This is a genomic window from Aeromicrobium changchenzhani, from assembly GCF_057586615.1.
On sequence record NZ_CM172480.1, the window covers coordinates 370,442 to 386,375 of the forward strand.

16 protein-coding genes are annotated in these 15,934 nt (G+C 60.4%); 13 read left to right on the forward strand and 3 right to left on the reverse strand.

Annotated features, from left to right (window positions below):
• Positions 1 to 150 precede the first annotated feature (150 nt).
• From AC2YB9_RS01950 to AC2YB9_RS01985, 8 genes are all read left to right on the forward strand, one after another.
• On the forward strand, positions 151 to 1,611 hold the full coding sequence (locus AC2YB9_RS01950) for a tyrosine-protein kinase domain-containing protein (protein ID WP_487267075.1): 1,461 nt from the start codon (positions 151 to 153) through the stop codon (positions 1,609 to 1,611).
• Positions 1,499 to 2,995: an O-antigen ligase family protein gene (locus AC2YB9_RS01955; RefSeq protein WP_487267076.1), complete on the forward strand. Its 1,497-nt coding sequence runs from the start codon at positions 1,499 to 1,501 to the stop codon at positions 2,993 to 2,995. The genes AC2YB9_RS01950 and AC2YB9_RS01955 overlap by 113 nt, the downstream gene beginning before the upstream one ends.
• The gene (locus AC2YB9_RS01960) at positions 2,992 to 3,801 is read left to right on the forward strand and encodes an FkbM family methyltransferase (RefSeq protein WP_487267077.1); all 810 of its coding nucleotides are present in this window, start codon (positions 2,992 to 2,994) and stop codon (positions 3,799 to 3,801) included. Before AC2YB9_RS01955 ends, AC2YB9_RS01960 begins: the two co-directional genes overlap by 4 nt.
• Entirely contained in the window at positions 3,798 to 5,012 is a 1,215-nt protein-coding gene (locus tag AC2YB9_RS01965; RefSeq protein ID WP_487267078.1) for a glycosyltransferase family 61 protein, read from the forward strand. Before AC2YB9_RS01960 ends, AC2YB9_RS01965 begins: the two co-directional genes overlap by 4 nt.
• A gap of 110 nt (positions 5,013 to 5,122) precedes the next feature.
• Positions 5,123 to 5,884: a class I SAM-dependent methyltransferase gene (locus AC2YB9_RS01970; protein WP_487267079.1), complete on the forward strand. Its 762-nt coding sequence runs from the start codon at positions 5,123 to 5,125 to the stop codon at positions 5,882 to 5,884.
• A 2-nt stretch (positions 5,885 to 5,886) separates the two neighbouring features.
• Positions 5,887 to 7,074, forward strand: coding sequence for a glycosyltransferase family protein (locus tag AC2YB9_RS01975; RefSeq protein WP_487267080.1), 1,188 nt, complete (start codon positions 5,887 to 5,889; stop codon positions 7,072 to 7,074).
• A gap of 32 nt (positions 7,075 to 7,106) precedes the next feature.
• A complete protein-coding gene (locus tag AC2YB9_RS01980; RefSeq protein WP_487267081.1) occupies positions 7,107 to 7,754 on the forward strand; it encodes a CatB-related O-acetyltransferase in 648 nt (215 codons plus the stop codon).
• Positions 7,755 to 7,760: 6 nt separating this feature from the next.
• Positions 7,761 to 9,026 (forward strand): MATE family efflux transporter, encoded by a 1,266-nt coding sequence (locus AC2YB9_RS01985; RefSeq protein ID WP_487267082.1) that lies wholly within the window; start codon positions 7,761 to 7,763, stop codon positions 9,024 to 9,026.
• Here AC2YB9_RS01985 and AC2YB9_RS01990 read toward each other — a convergent pair.
• The 3 genes from AC2YB9_RS01990 to AC2YB9_RS02000 form a co-directional block, all read right to left on the reverse strand.
• Positions 9,023 to 9,715, reverse strand: coding sequence for an acyltransferase (locus AC2YB9_RS01990; protein ID WP_487267083.1), 693 nt, complete (start codon positions 9,713 to 9,715; stop codon positions 9,023 to 9,025). The genes AC2YB9_RS01985 and AC2YB9_RS01990 overlap by 4 nt on opposite strands.
• 50 nt (positions 9,716 to 9,765) lie before the next feature.
• On the reverse strand, positions 9,766 to 10,629 hold the full coding sequence (locus AC2YB9_RS01995) for a TylF/MycF/NovP-related O-methyltransferase (RefSeq protein WP_487267084.1): 864 nt from the start codon (positions 10,627 to 10,629) through the stop codon (positions 9,766 to 9,768).
• Between the two features lie 344 nt (positions 10,630 to 10,973).
• Entirely contained in the window at positions 10,974 to 11,783 is an 810-nt protein-coding gene (locus tag AC2YB9_RS02000) for an HAD family hydrolase (RefSeq protein WP_487267085.1), read from the reverse strand.
• Between the two features lie 106 nt (positions 11,784 to 11,889).
• On the opposite strand from AC2YB9_RS02000, the gene ssd reads away from it, so the two are divergent.
• The 5 genes from ssd to AC2YB9_RS02025 all read left to right on the forward strand — a co-directional run bounded on the left by ssd (position 11,890) and on the right by AC2YB9_RS02025 (position 15,897).
• Positions 11,890 to 12,933, forward strand: coding sequence for a septum site-determining protein Ssd (ssd, locus tag AC2YB9_RS02005; protein ID WP_487267086.1), 1,044 nt, complete (start codon positions 11,890 to 11,892; stop codon positions 12,931 to 12,933).
• Positions 12,930 to 14,090: a TadA family conjugal transfer-associated ATPase gene (locus AC2YB9_RS02010; protein WP_487267087.1), complete on the forward strand. Its 1,161-nt coding sequence runs from the start codon at positions 12,930 to 12,932 to the stop codon at positions 14,088 to 14,090. The genes ssd and AC2YB9_RS02010 overlap by 4 nt, the downstream gene beginning before the upstream one ends.
• On the forward strand, positions 14,087 to 14,890 hold the full coding sequence (locus AC2YB9_RS02015) for a type II secretion system F family protein (protein ID WP_487267088.1): 804 nt from the start codon (positions 14,087 to 14,089) through the stop codon (positions 14,888 to 14,890). Before AC2YB9_RS02010 ends, AC2YB9_RS02015 begins: the two co-directional genes overlap by 4 nt.
• Positions 14,859 to 15,599, forward strand: coding sequence for a type II secretion system F family protein (locus tag AC2YB9_RS02020; RefSeq protein ID WP_487267089.1), 741 nt, complete (start codon positions 14,859 to 14,861; stop codon positions 15,597 to 15,599). The genes AC2YB9_RS02015 and AC2YB9_RS02020 overlap by 32 nt, the downstream gene beginning before the upstream one ends.
• A gap of 121 nt (positions 15,600 to 15,720) precedes the next feature.
• Positions 15,721 to 15,897 carry a DUF4244 domain-containing protein gene (locus tag AC2YB9_RS02025; protein WP_487267090.1) on the forward strand — a complete coding sequence of 59 codons (177 nt, stop codon included), beginning with the start codon at positions 15,721 to 15,723 and terminating at the stop codon, positions 15,895 to 15,897.
• Positions 15,898 to 15,934: the final 37 nt, after the last annotated feature.

Genomic DNA, 15,934 nt, shown 5'->3' on the forward strand with positions numbered 1-15,934 from the left:
ACGCACACTTGCTACGAAACTGCCAATCGATCGCAACAATGAAGACTTTCGACACGCGTTGGCAGGGCAACACAGCAGCACGGTTATTGCAACATATACTCTCGTGAAGTCCCGAACATGCCAGAGCCGAAACCCGAACGAGGATTCTGAGTGGAACTACGTCAACTACTTCGTACGTTGGGGCGCCGGTGGAAGTTTGTCGTAATCGTGTTCCTTCTAGGGCTGCTGACTGCAGGCGTCTTGACCTCGTTCATTGCGCCGACTTACAAATCTACTGCGCGGATCTATGTGACGACGACGAGTTCTTCCACGCTGGACCCTTATTCCATGGGTATTTATTCGGCCCAACGGGTCTCATCGTATGCGGACCTCGCTACGGATCCAGCTGTTCTGCAGCGCGTGATCAAGAAGGTCGGTCTCGACGTCACTACAGCCGATTTGGCGTCGCGGATCACGACCGAGGCCGTGCCGAATACAGTCATCCTTCAGGTGACTGTGTCCGATGAAGATCCCCAAGTTGCCCGCAGTATTGCGCATGCCGAATCCGCAGCAATCGTAGATCTTGTCGCCACTCTCGAAACACCGAAAAACACGGTCCGAGGTGAGACCCCCAAGGCTCCGATCGCCGCACAATTGGCGGGCGACCCATCCTTCGACGCCAATCCAGTCGCCCCTAACTTGGCGCTGAATCTCATTGTTGGTGCAATCCTTGGCATGTTGATCGGATTTGCTGGCGCTGTGCTGCGTGACATGTTGGACACATCGGTGAAATCTGCGGAGGACCTAGTTGAGGTGACGAACGCGGCGTTAATGGCGATCATCCCATTTGATTCTTCGGTACCAAAGCATCCGTTGATTAGCGACGATGAAGGCTCGCGGGAACGGGTTGAAGCGTTTGGTGTGCTGCGGACCAATTTGCAGTTCGTCGATCTGGACTCAGACCGCCAGATGCTAGTGATCTCCAGCGCCGTGCCCGATGAAGGGAAAACCGTAACCGCCACCAATTTGGCGATAGCGCTCGCACAAACTGGCCGTCGTGTGCTGATTCTCGATTGTGATTTCCGCAAACCGCGGGTCGCCCGCATTCTCGGACTCGAGAACGCAGTGGGTCTGCTCACGGTTCTGGTTGGTCGGGCCTCGCTGAAGGATTGCATTCAGCAGCATGAAAGCGGTGTTGATTTCCTCGCCACCGGCCCGTTGCCGCCCAATCCTGCCGAAGTGCTCGAGACGCAGTCAATGCGGGACGTTCTTGCCACTGTTCGCGAGGACTACGACATCGTCATCATCGACGCCCCGCCGTTGCTTCCGGTCGCCGATCCATCGATCATCGCGCCAATGACGGACGGGGTGCTCATGGTGACTCGCTACGGCAAGACCAGCAAGGAACTCGTTCAGCAGGCGGCCGATCGCCTTGAGGGCGTAGGAGCGCGAATAGTTGGCGTCGTCCTCAACATGTCGCCCCGCCGTACAGTTTTCGGTTACGGCTACGGTTACGGCTATGGCTACGGTGAATCGGCTGGGGATGGCCGCGCCGATCGTTTATCACCGGCATCGCGACGCGCAGTTCGGCCCGAAGGCAATCGCCGTGGGCCATCAGGGCGAAAGCGGTGAGCTTTCCAATCGCGCGAGTGGACGGACGCGACACAGTTCGGGCAGCCTGACCGGCCGTGTGTGGATGAGAATGGTCATGAACCGGAGCAGAGTAAGCGCGGCATGCGCTGGAATTGCTTCAGTAGGCGTGCTTGTGCCGCTCGTAATGCTGGGTACCCAGTCGGTGATATTCGCAGGCGCAGCCGTGGGTATAGCGATCGTCATTGCATGCTTGGTATGTCTCGATTTAACCCGAACCGGCACGTTACTCGTGCTGCTGGCAATGTTTCTTGCGCCGCTCAATGATCTTCGATTGGGTTCGTCGTATGTAACTTTATCCGATGTGGTCTTTGTCGTTGGGTTCGCGATTCTGACGCCTACGATCCTCGCCAACAAAATCGAGATGCCCTGGTTGTTCCTGCTCGGCTTGGGGTTGTTGTTCACGATGGGTGTTATCGCTAGCGTGGGGAGTCCCATACCGGTTGTCAGTGGCAATCAGGTGGCTCGACTTCTGGTGGGTGCTTTCGCACTACCGGTGTTCTTCATGGTTTGGCAGCCCAGTTCAGAGTGGGTGACACGATTCGCGGCCGCATACATTATCGGGACCGTGTTCAGCGTGGGCTACGGCCTTGTACAAGGTCCAGTTGCCGGCGACGCCCGATATATCGGGTTCACCTATCACCCAAATTATCTCGGCCTTTCCTGTCTCCTAGCGGCGAGCCTCGTGCCCTACGTTGTCGCCAAGGTCGCGACTCGGTGGGTGTGGCTGTTCTGGGGCGCGGGTCTTGTGTGTGCCTACGGAGTGTGGATCAGCGGCAGTCGTGCCGCGTTGGTGGTGCTGATTATGTTGGCTCTCATCTACCCATTCGTTGAAAATTCGGTCAAAGCTGGCGGTGCGGTTCTGTTCGGATTGGCAGGGGTCCTGATGTTCTCCGGCCAACTGCTGAACGACGACGGCAACAGCGCACTGGGGCGGCTACTCGGCAACGGAACCGCCACCGGATCGGACACGGAACGTTCACAGATATTTACCACCGCGATCAAGCAGTTCCAACACCATCCATTGCTCGGTAACGGCTTCGATGGTGGCATTGGGTCGCATAATATTTACCTCCAGGTGGCAGTCGCGGTCGGTGTCTTCGGGCTGCTCGGCTACCTGCTGATTCTCTGGAGCGCGCTTCGGCCGCTCTTCTGGCCCGGAATAGGGCACCGGTTGGCCTATCCAGTGCTCGCATATGTGGCAATCGGCCCGCTAACCAATACTTTGTGGGATCGTCTCATCTGGGCAGTCCTCGCGTTGTCCATTGCAGTCAACGTGAACAGACCTCAAAATATGGTGACGGCGCAGAGAAATTTTGAGTGTGAGCCTAGTGCCGCCCTCTCCGAGATAAGGAACCCAGCATGATTCGCAGCATCCCCTTGGCCGCACGACGGGTCCGACAAACTGTGTCGGGATTCGACAATGGCGCCGCACTTCTGCTGGCAATGGCGCGACAGAGTGTGACCGGCCGGCCCGAAGAGTTGGTGTTCGAAATCGGTTCAGGTGGTCAGATCACCGTGCCGAACAAGCCAGGAGCTAGAGTTCCGGTTTATGAAATTTTCGTCGAGGACGAGTACCGCCTCGCCTGGTTCGCTGCCGACCTCGGCGAGTCGCCAGTAGCGCTGGACATCGGTGCGCATGTGGGCTGCTTTTCGGTGGCCTTCGCGCGCCAACATCCGGGTGGGCGCGTGGATGCCTACGAAGCATCACCGTCGACTGCCGCGTACCTTCAGCGCAATATCGTTGACAACGGACTTGAATCCCGGATACATGGCAACAATCTCGCGGTCCAAGCCGTCGCGGGGGTTCTCGAACTCGCGGACAACGGAGCTGCCAGTGGGCATAACGGCGTACTTCATCTGACGACGGACTCGACGAAGGTGTCGGTCCGAAGCGTCTCGATGGCCGACGCATTGCAGGTCAGCGGGCGGTCCGCCGACATTGTGAAAATCGACACTGAGGGTGGCGAATACGACATGGTGCTCGGGTCCGATCCCGAGGACTGGCGCGAGGTCCGTCGGGTCGTGCTGGAGTATCACGATCTGCCAGGCCATTCCTGGGAGGAACTCGAGGAATTTTTCACCAGCGCTGGCTTAACTCTCGTTCATCGCGAGAAGTTCTTGCCGCGCCTGGGTATGGCTTGGTTGTCGAGAGACCCAATTGCCGGATGACTCGCCTTCCGAATCGACTTCAACCGGCATGGCCGCTGGTCAAACGTCTGCACCGATTGGCGGCATTGCTGACCGGTCTGGTTACCCGACGGACCTCTCGTCTTGTTGGCGCGCAGGCGCTGCCTCGACGGGCGACGTACTCGTCGGCGCAGACCGCCGCGCTCGAACCCGATGTTGTGGTTGTTCACGAGCGGGGCGAGACCGAGCACATTCGTCGAGAACTCGCAGTGGGGGAGCCCGCGCGCCATTGGATCTTTGAAGCGGCGCAGACATTTGACGTCTTGCCGAGGTATTCGATTGAGATTGCACATGGTGTCGTGGTTGGCGATTATGGTGCAAACCTCACACCTAATGGCACTCTCGATTATGAGACCAGCAACTATTTCGGCATTTCGAATTGGCGTGAACACCCGATCTATTTGCGCCGCAAACTCCCGCCGATTGAATCCATTGACGGCACTCTTGTGGCGTTGGCAACTCGGGGTGGAAGCGACAATTATTACCACTTCTTACTCGATGTCCTGCCTCGGTTCGGCGTCTTCGAGGACACAATGCCCGGACGACACATCGATGCGTTGTATGTGCCGTCGGGCGCGACGTGGCAGCGCGATCTGCTGGATTTAGTGGGCCTGGGCGGGCATCGGATAATCGAGACCCGAAAACATCGGGCTGTGAGCGCCGATCATCTTGTTGTGCCTTGCCTGCCGAATCCGAAGGAAGTCGCGCCGCGCGCGACGGTTGACTGGCTGCGTTCGCGGCTGCCGGCTCACGATATTGGGGGGCTGCCCCAACGCATCTATGTGACTAGAGGGACTGCCCCCAACACTCGACGGCTCGTCCAAGAGGAAGCGACTTGGGCGATGTTGGAACGGCGTGGCTTCGTGCGGATCGACCCCGGGGGGATGTCGGTACGTGACCAAATCGATCATTTTGCCGCTGCCGACCTAATCGTCGCTCCGCACGGGGCGGCCCTGACCAACCTCGTGTTCGCACGACCAGGCGTGCGTGTTCTGGAGTTGTTTCCGGCCAGCTTCGTCAAGGCTTGCTTCTGGGCGATCACCGACAGCATCCCGGACGCACGCTACGCCTATGTGGTGGCCGGCGATGTTAGCAAGCATGGACCGGAGCGGACGATGAATCGGATTCAGGCCGACATCGATCTCAGCCCGGCGGTGGTATCCGATGCGATTGATCGGCTACTTGAACGATGAGTTTGATCATACGAAATTGCGCACGTTCGGTGCATCGGACGTGCAATGATGCTGTCGGCGGCCGAGGGCGAAATTTCTCCTGCCGCCGCTCGAATGCCTAGGAGATATGCGTGACATCTGACGATTTTGTCCCTAATACAACGCTCAAGCGATTGTACCCGGAGGCCGCCGCAGGTGGTTTTTCGCGCAAGGACGGGCAGATTGAGTTCTACACGCGGATCAACGCGCTCGTGTCCGATGAAAGCCGGGTCCTTGATCTGGGGGCAGGGCGCGGGCACTGGGCGGTCGATCCGATGCCACGTATGTCGAAACAACTGCGTTGGCTGAGGGGCCGTGTCGCTGAAGTCGTCGGCACCGACGTCGATCCAGTCGTGCTCACTAACCCCTCTCTGGATACGGCCCACGTCGTCGAGGTCGGTGCGCCGCTCCCATTCGAGGAGGCCTCGTTTGATGTCGTGATCGCCGATTACGTGCTGGAACATGTCAATCGTGAGGACGCGCCTAAATTGGCAGCGGACATCATGCGAGTGCTTAAACCAGGCGGTTGGCTCGCTGCGCGCACACCGAACAAATGGGGCATGATCGCGATCGGTGCGAGGACCATCCCCGAACGGCTTCATGTGCGGATTCTCAATCGGTTGCAGCCCGGCCGCAAGGAAGAAGACATGTTCCCGACACGCTACGAGATGAACACAAAAGCGGATCTGCGCCGATTGTTCGCACCGCATTCGGTGTTCCTTTATGGGCATACAAGCGAACCGCAGTATTTCGGACGCTCCGCAGCCGCATGGCGGATCGGTACGGTCATCGACTACCTCACACCGCCGCGGCTGGCCGCTACGTTGATGATCTTCGTCCAGAAGGATGCGTAGCAATGGCGCCATCGGTCGGTTATTGCACAATTCTGTCGAGCAACTATTTGCCGAAAGCGCTCGCGCTTGCGGAGAGTTTGCGGCACCACGAGAACGGTGCGTCGCTGACGATCCTCTTTACCGATTGCGCGAGCGATTACGACCTTCCCGAATTATCGGGGGTGACCTGCCGCAGTACAGCTTCGTTGGGTTTGACCGAACGTGAGGTTTTGGACTTCGCGATGGGCTATGACCTAGTTGAGTTCGCGACGGCGGTAAAGCCGCTTTTGTTGAAAGCGCTCCTGGACGACACCGAACAAGTCTTCTATCTGGACCCGGACACCTATCTGACGTCGCCGATGGTCGAACTGGCAGGCGCGCTCGCCGCATCAGAAGGCGGCATCCTACTGACACCGCACTTCCTGCTGCCGACGCCGACTGAACGCGGCATCAATGAAGGTCACATGTTGACGGTGGGGGTGTATAACCTCGGTTTCTGTGGTGTCGATCGACGCGCTCGCGAGTTCTTGGACTGGTGGTGGGACCACCTGAAAGTCGAGTGCCTTTATGATCCGCTGGCAGGCTTGTTCGTCGATCAGAAATGGATGGACATCGGCAGTACCCTGTTTCGGTCCGCCGCGCTTCGGCACTCGGGTTACAACATTGGGGTGGCCAATCTGCCCGAGCGTCCGCTTGCACGGGACGACGATGGCTATCTCAACTCGGCGAACGGTGAACGGATCAGGCTATTCCATTTCCATGCCTTTGATTCGAGTACTCCGGAACGGCTGTCGGTCCGATTCGAGCACGGCGACGACCGCGTGCTCGGTGATCCTGAGGCAATTCGGGCACTCTGCCGTGAGTATGCCGATCGAGTGGTTGCGTTCGAACAGAAACTTCCGCCGGCTCGTCCCTACCCCTACGCGACTGATACGACCGGGCGTCGCATTTCTCGACAACTGCGCCGCGCGTATCGAGTCGAACTGACGTCGCATCGAGTGCCGTCGCCGTTTGTGGCAGCCGAGGCCGACGACTACCGACGTTGGCGCCGGCGGGCATGGCGCACGGTTTCGCGCAGTATTCTCGGCGACTCGGCGAAAGGCGTACGGGTCATTCTGCCCGAGGAATACGATCGCATGCGTAAGAAATTTCCCAACGCCATTGAACGCGTTAAATCACGCGTTTCTGGTGGCGTAGGTATGTGGCGATAAACCACCACACTGACTGGATAAGGAGGACGTGAATGAAACAAGCACTCAGGTATATCAAGCACATTCTGCGACGGATCCGATACTTTTCGCCGCTTGGTGCTGACGAGGGGAACTTTCGACGCCTACAACGGTCCGGTCGTGTGTCCTACGGACAAGGTGCATATGGAATTCCGCGTATTTTGACCTATATGCTCGATTCGACCGGGCTACGAGTGGGCAATTATTCCTCGGTCGGCGGGACGATCATGCTCGGTGGACGGCACCCGTCCCGGATGGTGACGACGTACCCACATCGCATCAATATGGGCATGGCGGGTGCGGGCGAGGATGGCATTCCGCTGCATAGCGAGGACACCATCATCGGGTCGGACTGTTGGGTCTGCGCCGAGTCGCTCGTGCTCACCGGACTCACGATCGGCGATGGCGCAATAGTCGCTGCTGGTGCAGTGGTCACCAAGAACGTACCGCCCTACGCCATTGTCGGCGGCAATCCGGCCAAGCTGATCAGGTATCGACACACCGAGGAACAACGCGCGGCATTGCTCGAGATCGCCTGGTGGAACTGGCCCGAGGATGAAGTTCGTGAGGCCGTTCCCTATCTTGCCAGTGAGGATATCGATGCCTTCATCGCATTCGCTCGAGCGAAGCAGAAGCGTCATATTGATTCCGCGAAGCTGTAGCGACTGGTGACCGTCAAGGAGCATTCAAGTCGGCGCCGGCTCGGCGTCACCACAATTGATCAGGCGATCTCGGGTGCATCGAATGTCTTAATTGCGGTGCTTGCCGCCCGACTGCTCGATATTGGTTCCTTCGGACTGTTCGGGATCGCCTTCTTAGTCTATGTTCTGATTCAGGGCAGCGCCCGCGCCTTGGTTGGTGAACCGTTGCTCCTGGATCCAGTTGAGGCCGAACAGCATCCCGGTGACGCGATCGGCAGTGCCTGTCTGCTCGGGCTTGGGCTGGGGCTCCTCGTCCTGGTGGGCGGCATCGTGGCAGGGTTGTGGGACCGGCGCTTAAGCGAGGCATTGTTCGCGCTTGCGTTGTTCGTTCCGCTCCTTGTGTTGCAAGATCTAGGCCGCTATTTAGCTTTCGCAACCCGTCGGCCCAGCTACGCGTTGACCCTTGACGTCAGTTGGCTCACCCTTCAGCTGGCTGCCGTTGCCGTGCTCATCGTGACCGACTCCCACCAGCTTTGGCAGTTCATCGTCGCGTGGGCCGGATCGGGCGCTCTGTCGGGACTATTGATCTTTTGGCAGCACCGGGGTTCTCAACCACGCCCGTCACTCTCGTGGTTGGTCAAGAACTGGTCCTATTCATGGCGCTATCTGGTTTCCTACACATCGACGCAAGGCAGCGGTTTGGCCGCCGCAATTGCGTTGCGCGCAATTGCAGGTGGAAAGGCGCTGGGTGCGGTTCAGGGCGCATTGTTGCTGCAGCGGCCATTCATGACATTCCAGGTCGCGGTGATTGCTAGCGGGGTTGGTGAAGTTGCTCGGAATGCCACTGATCGGCTGTTCGTGCGCTCGATGGTAGCTCGACTGACCACGCTGACAACCGCTGTTGCGCTACTCAACGGGGCCGTGTTGTTGCTGCTGCCCGATCAAGTCGGGCGTGCGATATTGGGCGCGACCTGGTCCGAGGCAGAGAAGTTGCTGTGGCCAGCGGCTGCGCAAATCCTTCTGATCGGCTTGATGACCGGATTTCGTACCGGGCTGCTTGGTATGCGGGCAATTCACAAGGCGGTCGTGATTGATGTGGTGACCACGTTCATTGCATTGGTGTTGTCGGTGGCAGGTGCTTTCGTGGGCGGTGCAGAGCCAGCGATGTGGGGAGTCGCGATCAGCCAAGCAATTGGCGTGCTGATGTGGGCGACGGTGTTCTGGAACCACTCCGACAAGGTCACGGTCGTGTCGGCCGATATCGGTCCCGATGGTGCGAACTGCGCAAGTTAGTGTTGATCCCGTGGTTGAGCAGTCGACCCCGCGCCGAGCGGGCCTGAGCGTTTGAAGAAGCCCAAAGTGGGCGGGAGAGAGCGGACAGGTTCGGCCGGATTTCCTCGGTAGAACGTAAGCTCCTCAGTCAATTTGGTATTGACGACGGAGCCGGCCGAGACGATCGAACGAGGCGGCACGGCAGTTCCGCTCAACAAGGTGCAGCCCGACATCACCGCTGAACGCTCACCAACGACCACGGGCGTCGTCTCGAATCGATCTCTGACGAGGTTCAGGTTGTGGGTCAGGATTGTGGATCGGAAACCCGCAAAGGAGGCATAATCGTCGATCGTGACGCGGTCGGAACAGTCGATGTCGTGCGCCACGGTTACGACGGCGTATCTCCCCATGATCAACGCGGGATAACGATGTGGCGAGTGTTTAAAAATATCAGTGGACAGTAGCCATCCAGTGATCCAGTTCCGCGAGCCTATGCTGGCACCTTCGTCTAGCCGCAATTCTTCGAGATCCTTGATGATGTTGAGCGGACCGATCACTGCGCCCGGCCCCATTGATACCTTGCGAACGAGGATGATGCTGCGGCCCAGATGAGCAGTCGGATGGATGTCCCAACCGAAGAACAGTTTGCCCAGACGTCGCTTGAACGATGACGGCAATACCATCTGTAGAAATGCCCAAGCTAGTCGCATGTGCGCCTCCGTTTGTCGAACGCGGAGAACCGCGCCATCCTAGTGCCGGCTCATTTGCCCGATTTGCGCCAGTATGCACCGAAGTCGTCGATTGCGATGATCTCGTCGGTGATGTTGTGTTTGCGGCGGTAATCGTGGATTGCCTGACCGGCTTGCGACGCATGGCTGCCGAAGTCGTCGATGATGCAGAAGCCGCCGTCTGAAAGTTTCGGGTACAGAACCTCAATAGCTTGGATCGTCGATTCGTACATGTCGCCATCGAGCCGGATCAGCGCCAACTCGCCAAGCGGAGCGACCGGCAACGTGTCCTTGAACCAGCCAACGAGGAACTCGACCTGACCGTCGAGCACGTCGTAGCGACGGAAGTTGTTCTTTACCGTCTCCAAACCGACCGCGAGTCCCGTCTGCGTATGTAGTTCATCGCCAGTGTCAGCCGGGTAGCGTGCCGCATCGGGCGCGGGCAGGCCCTCGAAGGAATCGGCGACCCAGACCTTGCGGCTCGTGTCACCCCAAGCGTTGAGGTTGGCCTTCATGAAGATTGTGGCACCACCGCGCCATACCCCGGTTTCGATGAGGTCGCCGGGTATCTCGTCGGTCATGATCGAGGCGATGCAGTCCTGAATGTTGGTCATGCGCTTGAGTCCGATCATCGACTCGGCGCGCGAAGGCCAATCCAGACCTGATTCACGGGCGACCGCGTCATAGGGCTTCTTGTAGGTGATCTCCAGATCGAGCTTTCCAGCAGCGGTGGCGACAAGGTTGGCCGCGCGCTTCTTGACCGACTTGGCGCCCTGCATTCGGATGCCACCGAGGATTGAGTCGTTGTCTTCGGCAAGCGCGCCAGTCAGGCTTCGTTTCATGAGATCGAGATACATCGTACGGAGGTCAGAGGCTATCGGCTCATTCACAGACACTCGAGGAGGTTATCAGTTCGGACGACGGTGCATATCCAATTCGTGCGCTTTCAGGGCAGCTTTCGAATGCGAATGAGCCCACGCAGAGTGGCGGCGCCGCTCAATGAAGAGGGGCGCCGCCGGGCCCAACAGTCGCACAGTTACCAAGCGTGCCTTCGTCGATGTCGATCGGGGCCACTGTGATCCATTACGGAGTGGTTGTCCCGAGAACGACTGCCCTTTGAGACGGGAGATCGCCGCGTGGGTACTGGAATGTTGGGCTGCTGTGAAGTTATTAACTCCTTTGTACCCCGGCCCGCCGAGAAGCAACAGGTGTACTGAGCCGTAACTTCTTGCGCCCGGATTCACATGCTGCGGTGACGGGCTTTCTTGCGTACCAGAAGGCCGACCGTGATCGCTGCGATGCTGCCAGCGATGACCGATACGGCCGCAATCTGGCCGGCTCGTGAACTGAGGCCGAGGCGCGGGCGTAGCGCGACCGGTCGAGCGAAGACCAGGACCGGCCATTCCTTCTCAGCGGCGGCCTTGCGAAGTGCCTTGTCGGGATTGACCGCGAACGGATGTCCGACCACTTCGAGCATCGGCAGATCGGTCTCGGAGTCTGAATAGGCATACGAATCGAGCAAGTCGTAGCCGCGTTCCTTGGCGAGCGCGACGATCGCTCTGGCCTTGTTTCCCGCGTATGCATAGAACTCGACGTCGCCGGTATAGCGGCCATTCTCTTCGGCAAGCTTTGTCGCGATGACGTGGTCGACGCCGAGCATCGCGCCGATCGGCTCGGCTACTTCGGTGCCTGAGGCCGACACGATGATGATTGCCCGCCCGGCCGCTCGGTGCTGCTCGAATAGGTTGATCGCCTCGTCGTATACGAGTGGATCGATGATGGCGTGCAGAGTTTCGGCGACCGCCTGGCGTACGATCTCGACATCCCAGCCTTTGACCATCTGGGTGAGGTATGAGCGCATCTTTTCGAGTTGGTCATGATCGGCGCCACTCACCGCGAAGACGAACTGTGCGTAGGCGCTGCGAAGCACGGCGCGGCGGCTCAGGAGGCCGCCCTCGAAGAATGGTTTGCTGAATGCCAATGTGCTCGACTTCGCGATGATGGTCTTGTCGAGATCGAAGAAGGCCGCGGATCGGTGGGTGCTGCTCACGGGCCCAGCGTAGCGGGATATCCACAGGTGGCGGTACCGGCGCACATGTCCACAGGTTCAAAGTTCGGCATTGTGTGGGACATCCGTCGCTTGTGACGATCACGCTATGGATGAACAGATAATGCCGCTCGTAGTGACTGGCGACGACCACCTGCTCGAGGAATCGCTGAGGCTTTGCGCGGCAGTTGGTGTGACCCCGGTGGTCGCCGCCGACGTTGCTGCCGCACGGCGCTCGTGGACGGTGGCACCGGCGATTGTGGTCTGTGCCGACCTGGCCGAATCATTGGCTGAATCGGAGCCATCGCGCCGTGATGGGGTCGTTGTTGTCGGGCATGCTGTTGAAGCGCTCTGGGCGCCGGCGGTTGCGCTCGGTGCCGAATGCGTATGCGCGCTACCGACTGATCAAGCGGCGGTCATCGAGATCCTCGCTGGCGCACTCGAGGGCCGTGGCGAGGCATGCGTGGTGAGTGTTGTCGGCGGCTGCGGGGGAGCCGGCACGACAACACTCGCTGCCGCGTTGGCGCTCGCGGGTGCGCGCCGTGAGCTCGCGACTCTCCTGATCGATGCCGATCCGCTCGGCGGGGGTACCGATCTTGTCCTCGGGCACGAAGCGGTTGCTGGGATGCGATGGCATGATCTCGACCTGACTCAAGGTCGGGTCGGCGCCGAATCACTGCGGCAAGTGTTGCCGGCTCGTGGTGGGGTGTCGTCGTTGTCCTGGGATCAGCGGCCGTCGCTCGAGTTGCCGGCCTCGGCGCTTCGATCGGTCCTGACAGCGGCGGCGCGTGCATACGATCTGGTCGTCGTCGATGTCCCACGTTGTTTCGATGCCGCGACGACCGAGGTGCTCGCGCGGTCGCTGTTGACCGTTCTTGTGGTGCCCGAGGAGGTCCATGCGCTGAGCGCCGCCGGTCGGGTGTTGAAGCGACTCAACCGGCATACCGGCAAGGTCGCGCTGGTGACCCGTGCACGGTCGGGTGGGCTCGAGCCGACGATTGTTGGCGAAACCCTCGGCCTTCCGGTTCTGGGCCGGTTGCGGCATGACCGGCGGATTGTGTCCGCACTCAACTCTGGTGACGGCCCGGGGCGGTCGCGGTCCTATCGATCGACGTGCGCCGGCATTCTTGACATGTTAGGGCTAAGCGCATGATGCCGGCAGCGCTCCTCGAGCGCGTGCAGCGACGGCTGTCCGTGGATGGCCAAGAGGCGACGGCACAGAGCGTAGCTGCGGCGCTTCGCGCGGAGAATCAACTGTGTGGGGATGGCACCGTTCTGGCATTGGTGGATCAGTTGCGCCGCGACACGATCGGTGCTGGGCCGTTGGACGCGCTGTTGTCCCAGACCGGTGTCACCGACGTTCTGGTCAACGGGCCACACGACGTCTACCTCGACCGCGGCAACGGTATCGAGCGCACTGGCGTGACATTTGCCGATGATGAAGCCGTACGCCGCCTGGCCCAACGGCTTGCCGCTCAGGGCGGCCGCCGGCTCGACGATGCCAGCCCATTTGTCGACGTTCGATTGCCCGACGGGACGCGCTTTCACGCAGTGCTCGCACCGGTAGCCAGGCCCGGCACGATCCTGTCGTTGCGCGTTCCGGCCCGTCATACGTTTACGCTCAAGGAGTTGCAATCATCGGGCACGGTGACCGCCCAAGGCGCTCGATGCCTCGAACTGGTCATCGCGTCGCGGGCAGCGTTCCTGATTTCCGGTGGCACCGGCTCGGGCAAGACGACGCTGCTTGCCGCGATGCTGTCGCTCGTTGCGCCGACCGAGCGGCTCGTGATCGTGGAGGATGCGACGGAGTTGCGGCCGCAACATCCGCATGTTGTCGGGCTGGAGGCCCGGCCAGCCAATATTGAGGGGGCTGGCGCAATTGGGCTGCGCGATCTTGTGCGCCAGTCGCTCCGTATGCGGCCCGATCGCGTGATTGTTGGCGAGGTTCGCGGCGCCGAGGTCGTCGACCTATTGGCCGCGCTCAACACCGGTCATGAGGGCGGCTGCGGCACTCTGCACGCCAACTCTGCGGCCGACGTTCCGGCGCGACTGGAGGCGCTCGGGATGACGGCGGGACTGTCACGAGAAGCGGTCCACAGCCAGGTCGCTGCTGCGCTCGACATTGTTATACAGCTGGGTGGGTCGACTGACGGACAGCGGGAGTTGCGCCAGTTCGCGGTGCTGGAGCGCGCGGCTGGCGGGCTGGTCGAAGCAGTGCCAGCCCTGACTTTCCACGCTGGCGCGGTCACCGAGGGGCCGGCGTTCGACCGGTTCGATTCGATTCTCCGGCGCGCCGACGGTGCAGGATGACATGGCTTGCGGCGGGCTGTCTCATGGTCGCACTCGCCGTGGCCCGACCATCGCCGCGGCGAATGGTCGCGGTGCGGTTCATGCTGCCGGCGACCTTGCCAGCTGTGTCAGGGATTCGACGGGCCGTGATTCCTGCCTTGTTGATTGCAGGCATCGGTGTGGTTCTGCTGGTCGGCGGTTCGGTTCCACACGTCGTCGTCGGCGTCACTGCGGTGGGAGTGATCACTGTTGTGATCCGGCTCCGATTGAGATCTCGCGCGGTGACGATCCGCAAGCGTCGTGCTGGTGAGATTGCCGAAGTCATTGATGCGCTTGCTGCCGAACTTGGCGCCGGTGTGCTGCCTGCACGCGCCTTGGTTCACCTCGCCGAGGACACCCCGTCGCTTGGCTCGGTGGCCGCGACCAGCCGGCTGGGCGGCGACATCCCGTACGCCCTTCGGTCCGTGTCGAGCCTGCCAGGTGCGGAGGTGCTCAGCGACCTGGCTTCGGCGTGGGAGGTGTCCGAGCGATCCGGTGCCCCGATGGCCAAGGTGCTCGATCGACTGGCCGATCGAATGCGCGATGAACGCGACCTTCGTCGTGAAATCGATGCCGGGTTAGGGCCGGCGCGATCGACGGCCCGCATCATGGCGGTCCTGCCGGTATTTGGGCTTGCCATGGGAGCTGGGGCCGGCGCGAATCCGCTACAGACATTGACTTCCACGGTTTTCGGTTCGCTGTGCCTTGCCGCGGGCTCGGCATTGGCATGCGTGGGTATCAGCTGGGTCGATGCCATCGCAGCCCGCGCCGGCCGGGAATGAACTGATGATCTCGGCGCTGTGTGTTGCGGTGGCCGCATTTTTGGCGATCCGCCCGTCGTCGCTTCGACGCTGTAGGCGGATCTTTTCGGTCGCCACCAAGAAGCAGCGAACGAATCCACCGCCGACGCTGATCGCGATGGCATTGGCGGTAGTTGTGGGTGTGACGTTCTTGGGGCTTCCGACCGGGTTGCTTGTCGGTGGCGTCGCGGCACCATTTGTGGGACGACTCGTGGCGGGGCTTGAATCAGCGACCGTACGCCGACGCCGACTGTTGCTGCTCAATCAGTTGCCGGGCGCGGTTGATCTGCTCATTGCGGCTCTCGATGCTGGCCGGCCGCCCGGCTCTGCTTTCGCCATGGTGGGCCGCGCGAGCGCCGATCCGGTCGGCGCCGAGTTCGCTGCGATTGCCCGACGATTATCGGTCTCCGGTGATGATGCGGCGGTATGGGACACGGTGCGTGCCGACGCGGCCCTCGCGCCCCTGGGACGCAGTTTCGCGCGTGCGGGCCGATCCGGCATGCCGGTTGGCAAGATCCTCGAACGACTCGCTGATGAACTCCGTCGGGAACGCCGTGCGAGCAGCCAGGAACGGGCCCGAAGCATTGCCGTCTCAACTGCCGCCCCGTTGGGCCTGTGCTTTTTGCCGGCGTTCTTCTTGATCGGCATTGTCCCGACGATCTACGGGACTTTCATGTCACTGCACTGGTGACTTATCCCCAAGTGAACATTTCGCCATGGCTATCCCCAGATCGCAATATGGCATCGCAAATCAGCTCGTCTCGTCGCCACATTCATGAGTGAAACATTCGCCAACGCAAAGGAGCAAGACGATGAAGAAATTCCTCATCCGTACGAGTGAGCGAGGCATGACTACCGCCGAGTATGCGGTCGGAACGGTCGGTGCCTGTTCAATCGGAGGTGTTCTGGTCAAGGTAGCTCAATCGGACTGGTTCGGTGACCTTATCAAGGGCGTCCTAGAGAAAATCCCGTCGATTCTGCCGTTCTAATCAGTCGCGGCCGGGACGGATCGCCGTCCCGGCCGGA

Coding starts and splice junctions, on each gene's coding strand:
- AC2YB9_RS01955 (WP_487267076.1), top strand. CDS start 1,499: ATGGCTACGGTGAATCGGCTGGGGATGGCCGCGCCGATCGTTTATCAC.
- AC2YB9_RS01960 (WP_487267077.1), top strand. CDS start 2,992: ATGATTCGCAGCATCCCCTTGGCCGCACGACGGGTCCGACAAACTGTG.
- AC2YB9_RS01965 (WP_487267078.1), top strand. CDS start 3,798: ATGACTCGCCTTCCGAATCGACTTCAACCGGCATGGCCGCTGGTCAAA.
- AC2YB9_RS01975 (WP_487267080.1), top strand. CDS start 5,887: ATGGCGCCATCGGTCGGTTATTGCACAATTCTGTCGAGCAACTATTTG.
- AC2YB9_RS01980 (WP_487267081.1), top strand. CDS start 7,107: ATGAAACAAGCACTCAGGTATATCAAGCACATTCTGCGACGGATCCGA.
- AC2YB9_RS01990 (WP_487267083.1), bottom strand. CDS start 9,715: ATGCGACTAGCTTGGGCATTTCTACAGATGGTATTGCCGTCATCGTTC.
- ssd (WP_487267086.1), top strand. CDS start 11,890: ATGGATGAACAGATAATGCCGCTCGTAGTGACTGGCGACGACCACCTG.
- AC2YB9_RS02010 (WP_487267087.1), top strand. CDS start 12,930: ATGATGCCGGCAGCGCTCCTCGAGCGCGTGCAGCGACGGCTGTCCGTG.
- AC2YB9_RS02015 (WP_487267088.1), top strand. CDS start 14,087: ATGACATGGCTTGCGGCGGGCTGTCTCATGGTCGCACTCGCCGTGGCC.
- AC2YB9_RS02020 (WP_487267089.1), top strand. CDS start 14,859: ATGCCATCGCAGCCCGCGCCGGCCGGGAATGAACTGATGATCTCGGCG.
- AC2YB9_RS02025 (WP_487267090.1), top strand. CDS start 15,721: ATGAAGAAATTCCTCATCCGTACGAGTGAGCGAGGCATGACTACCGCC.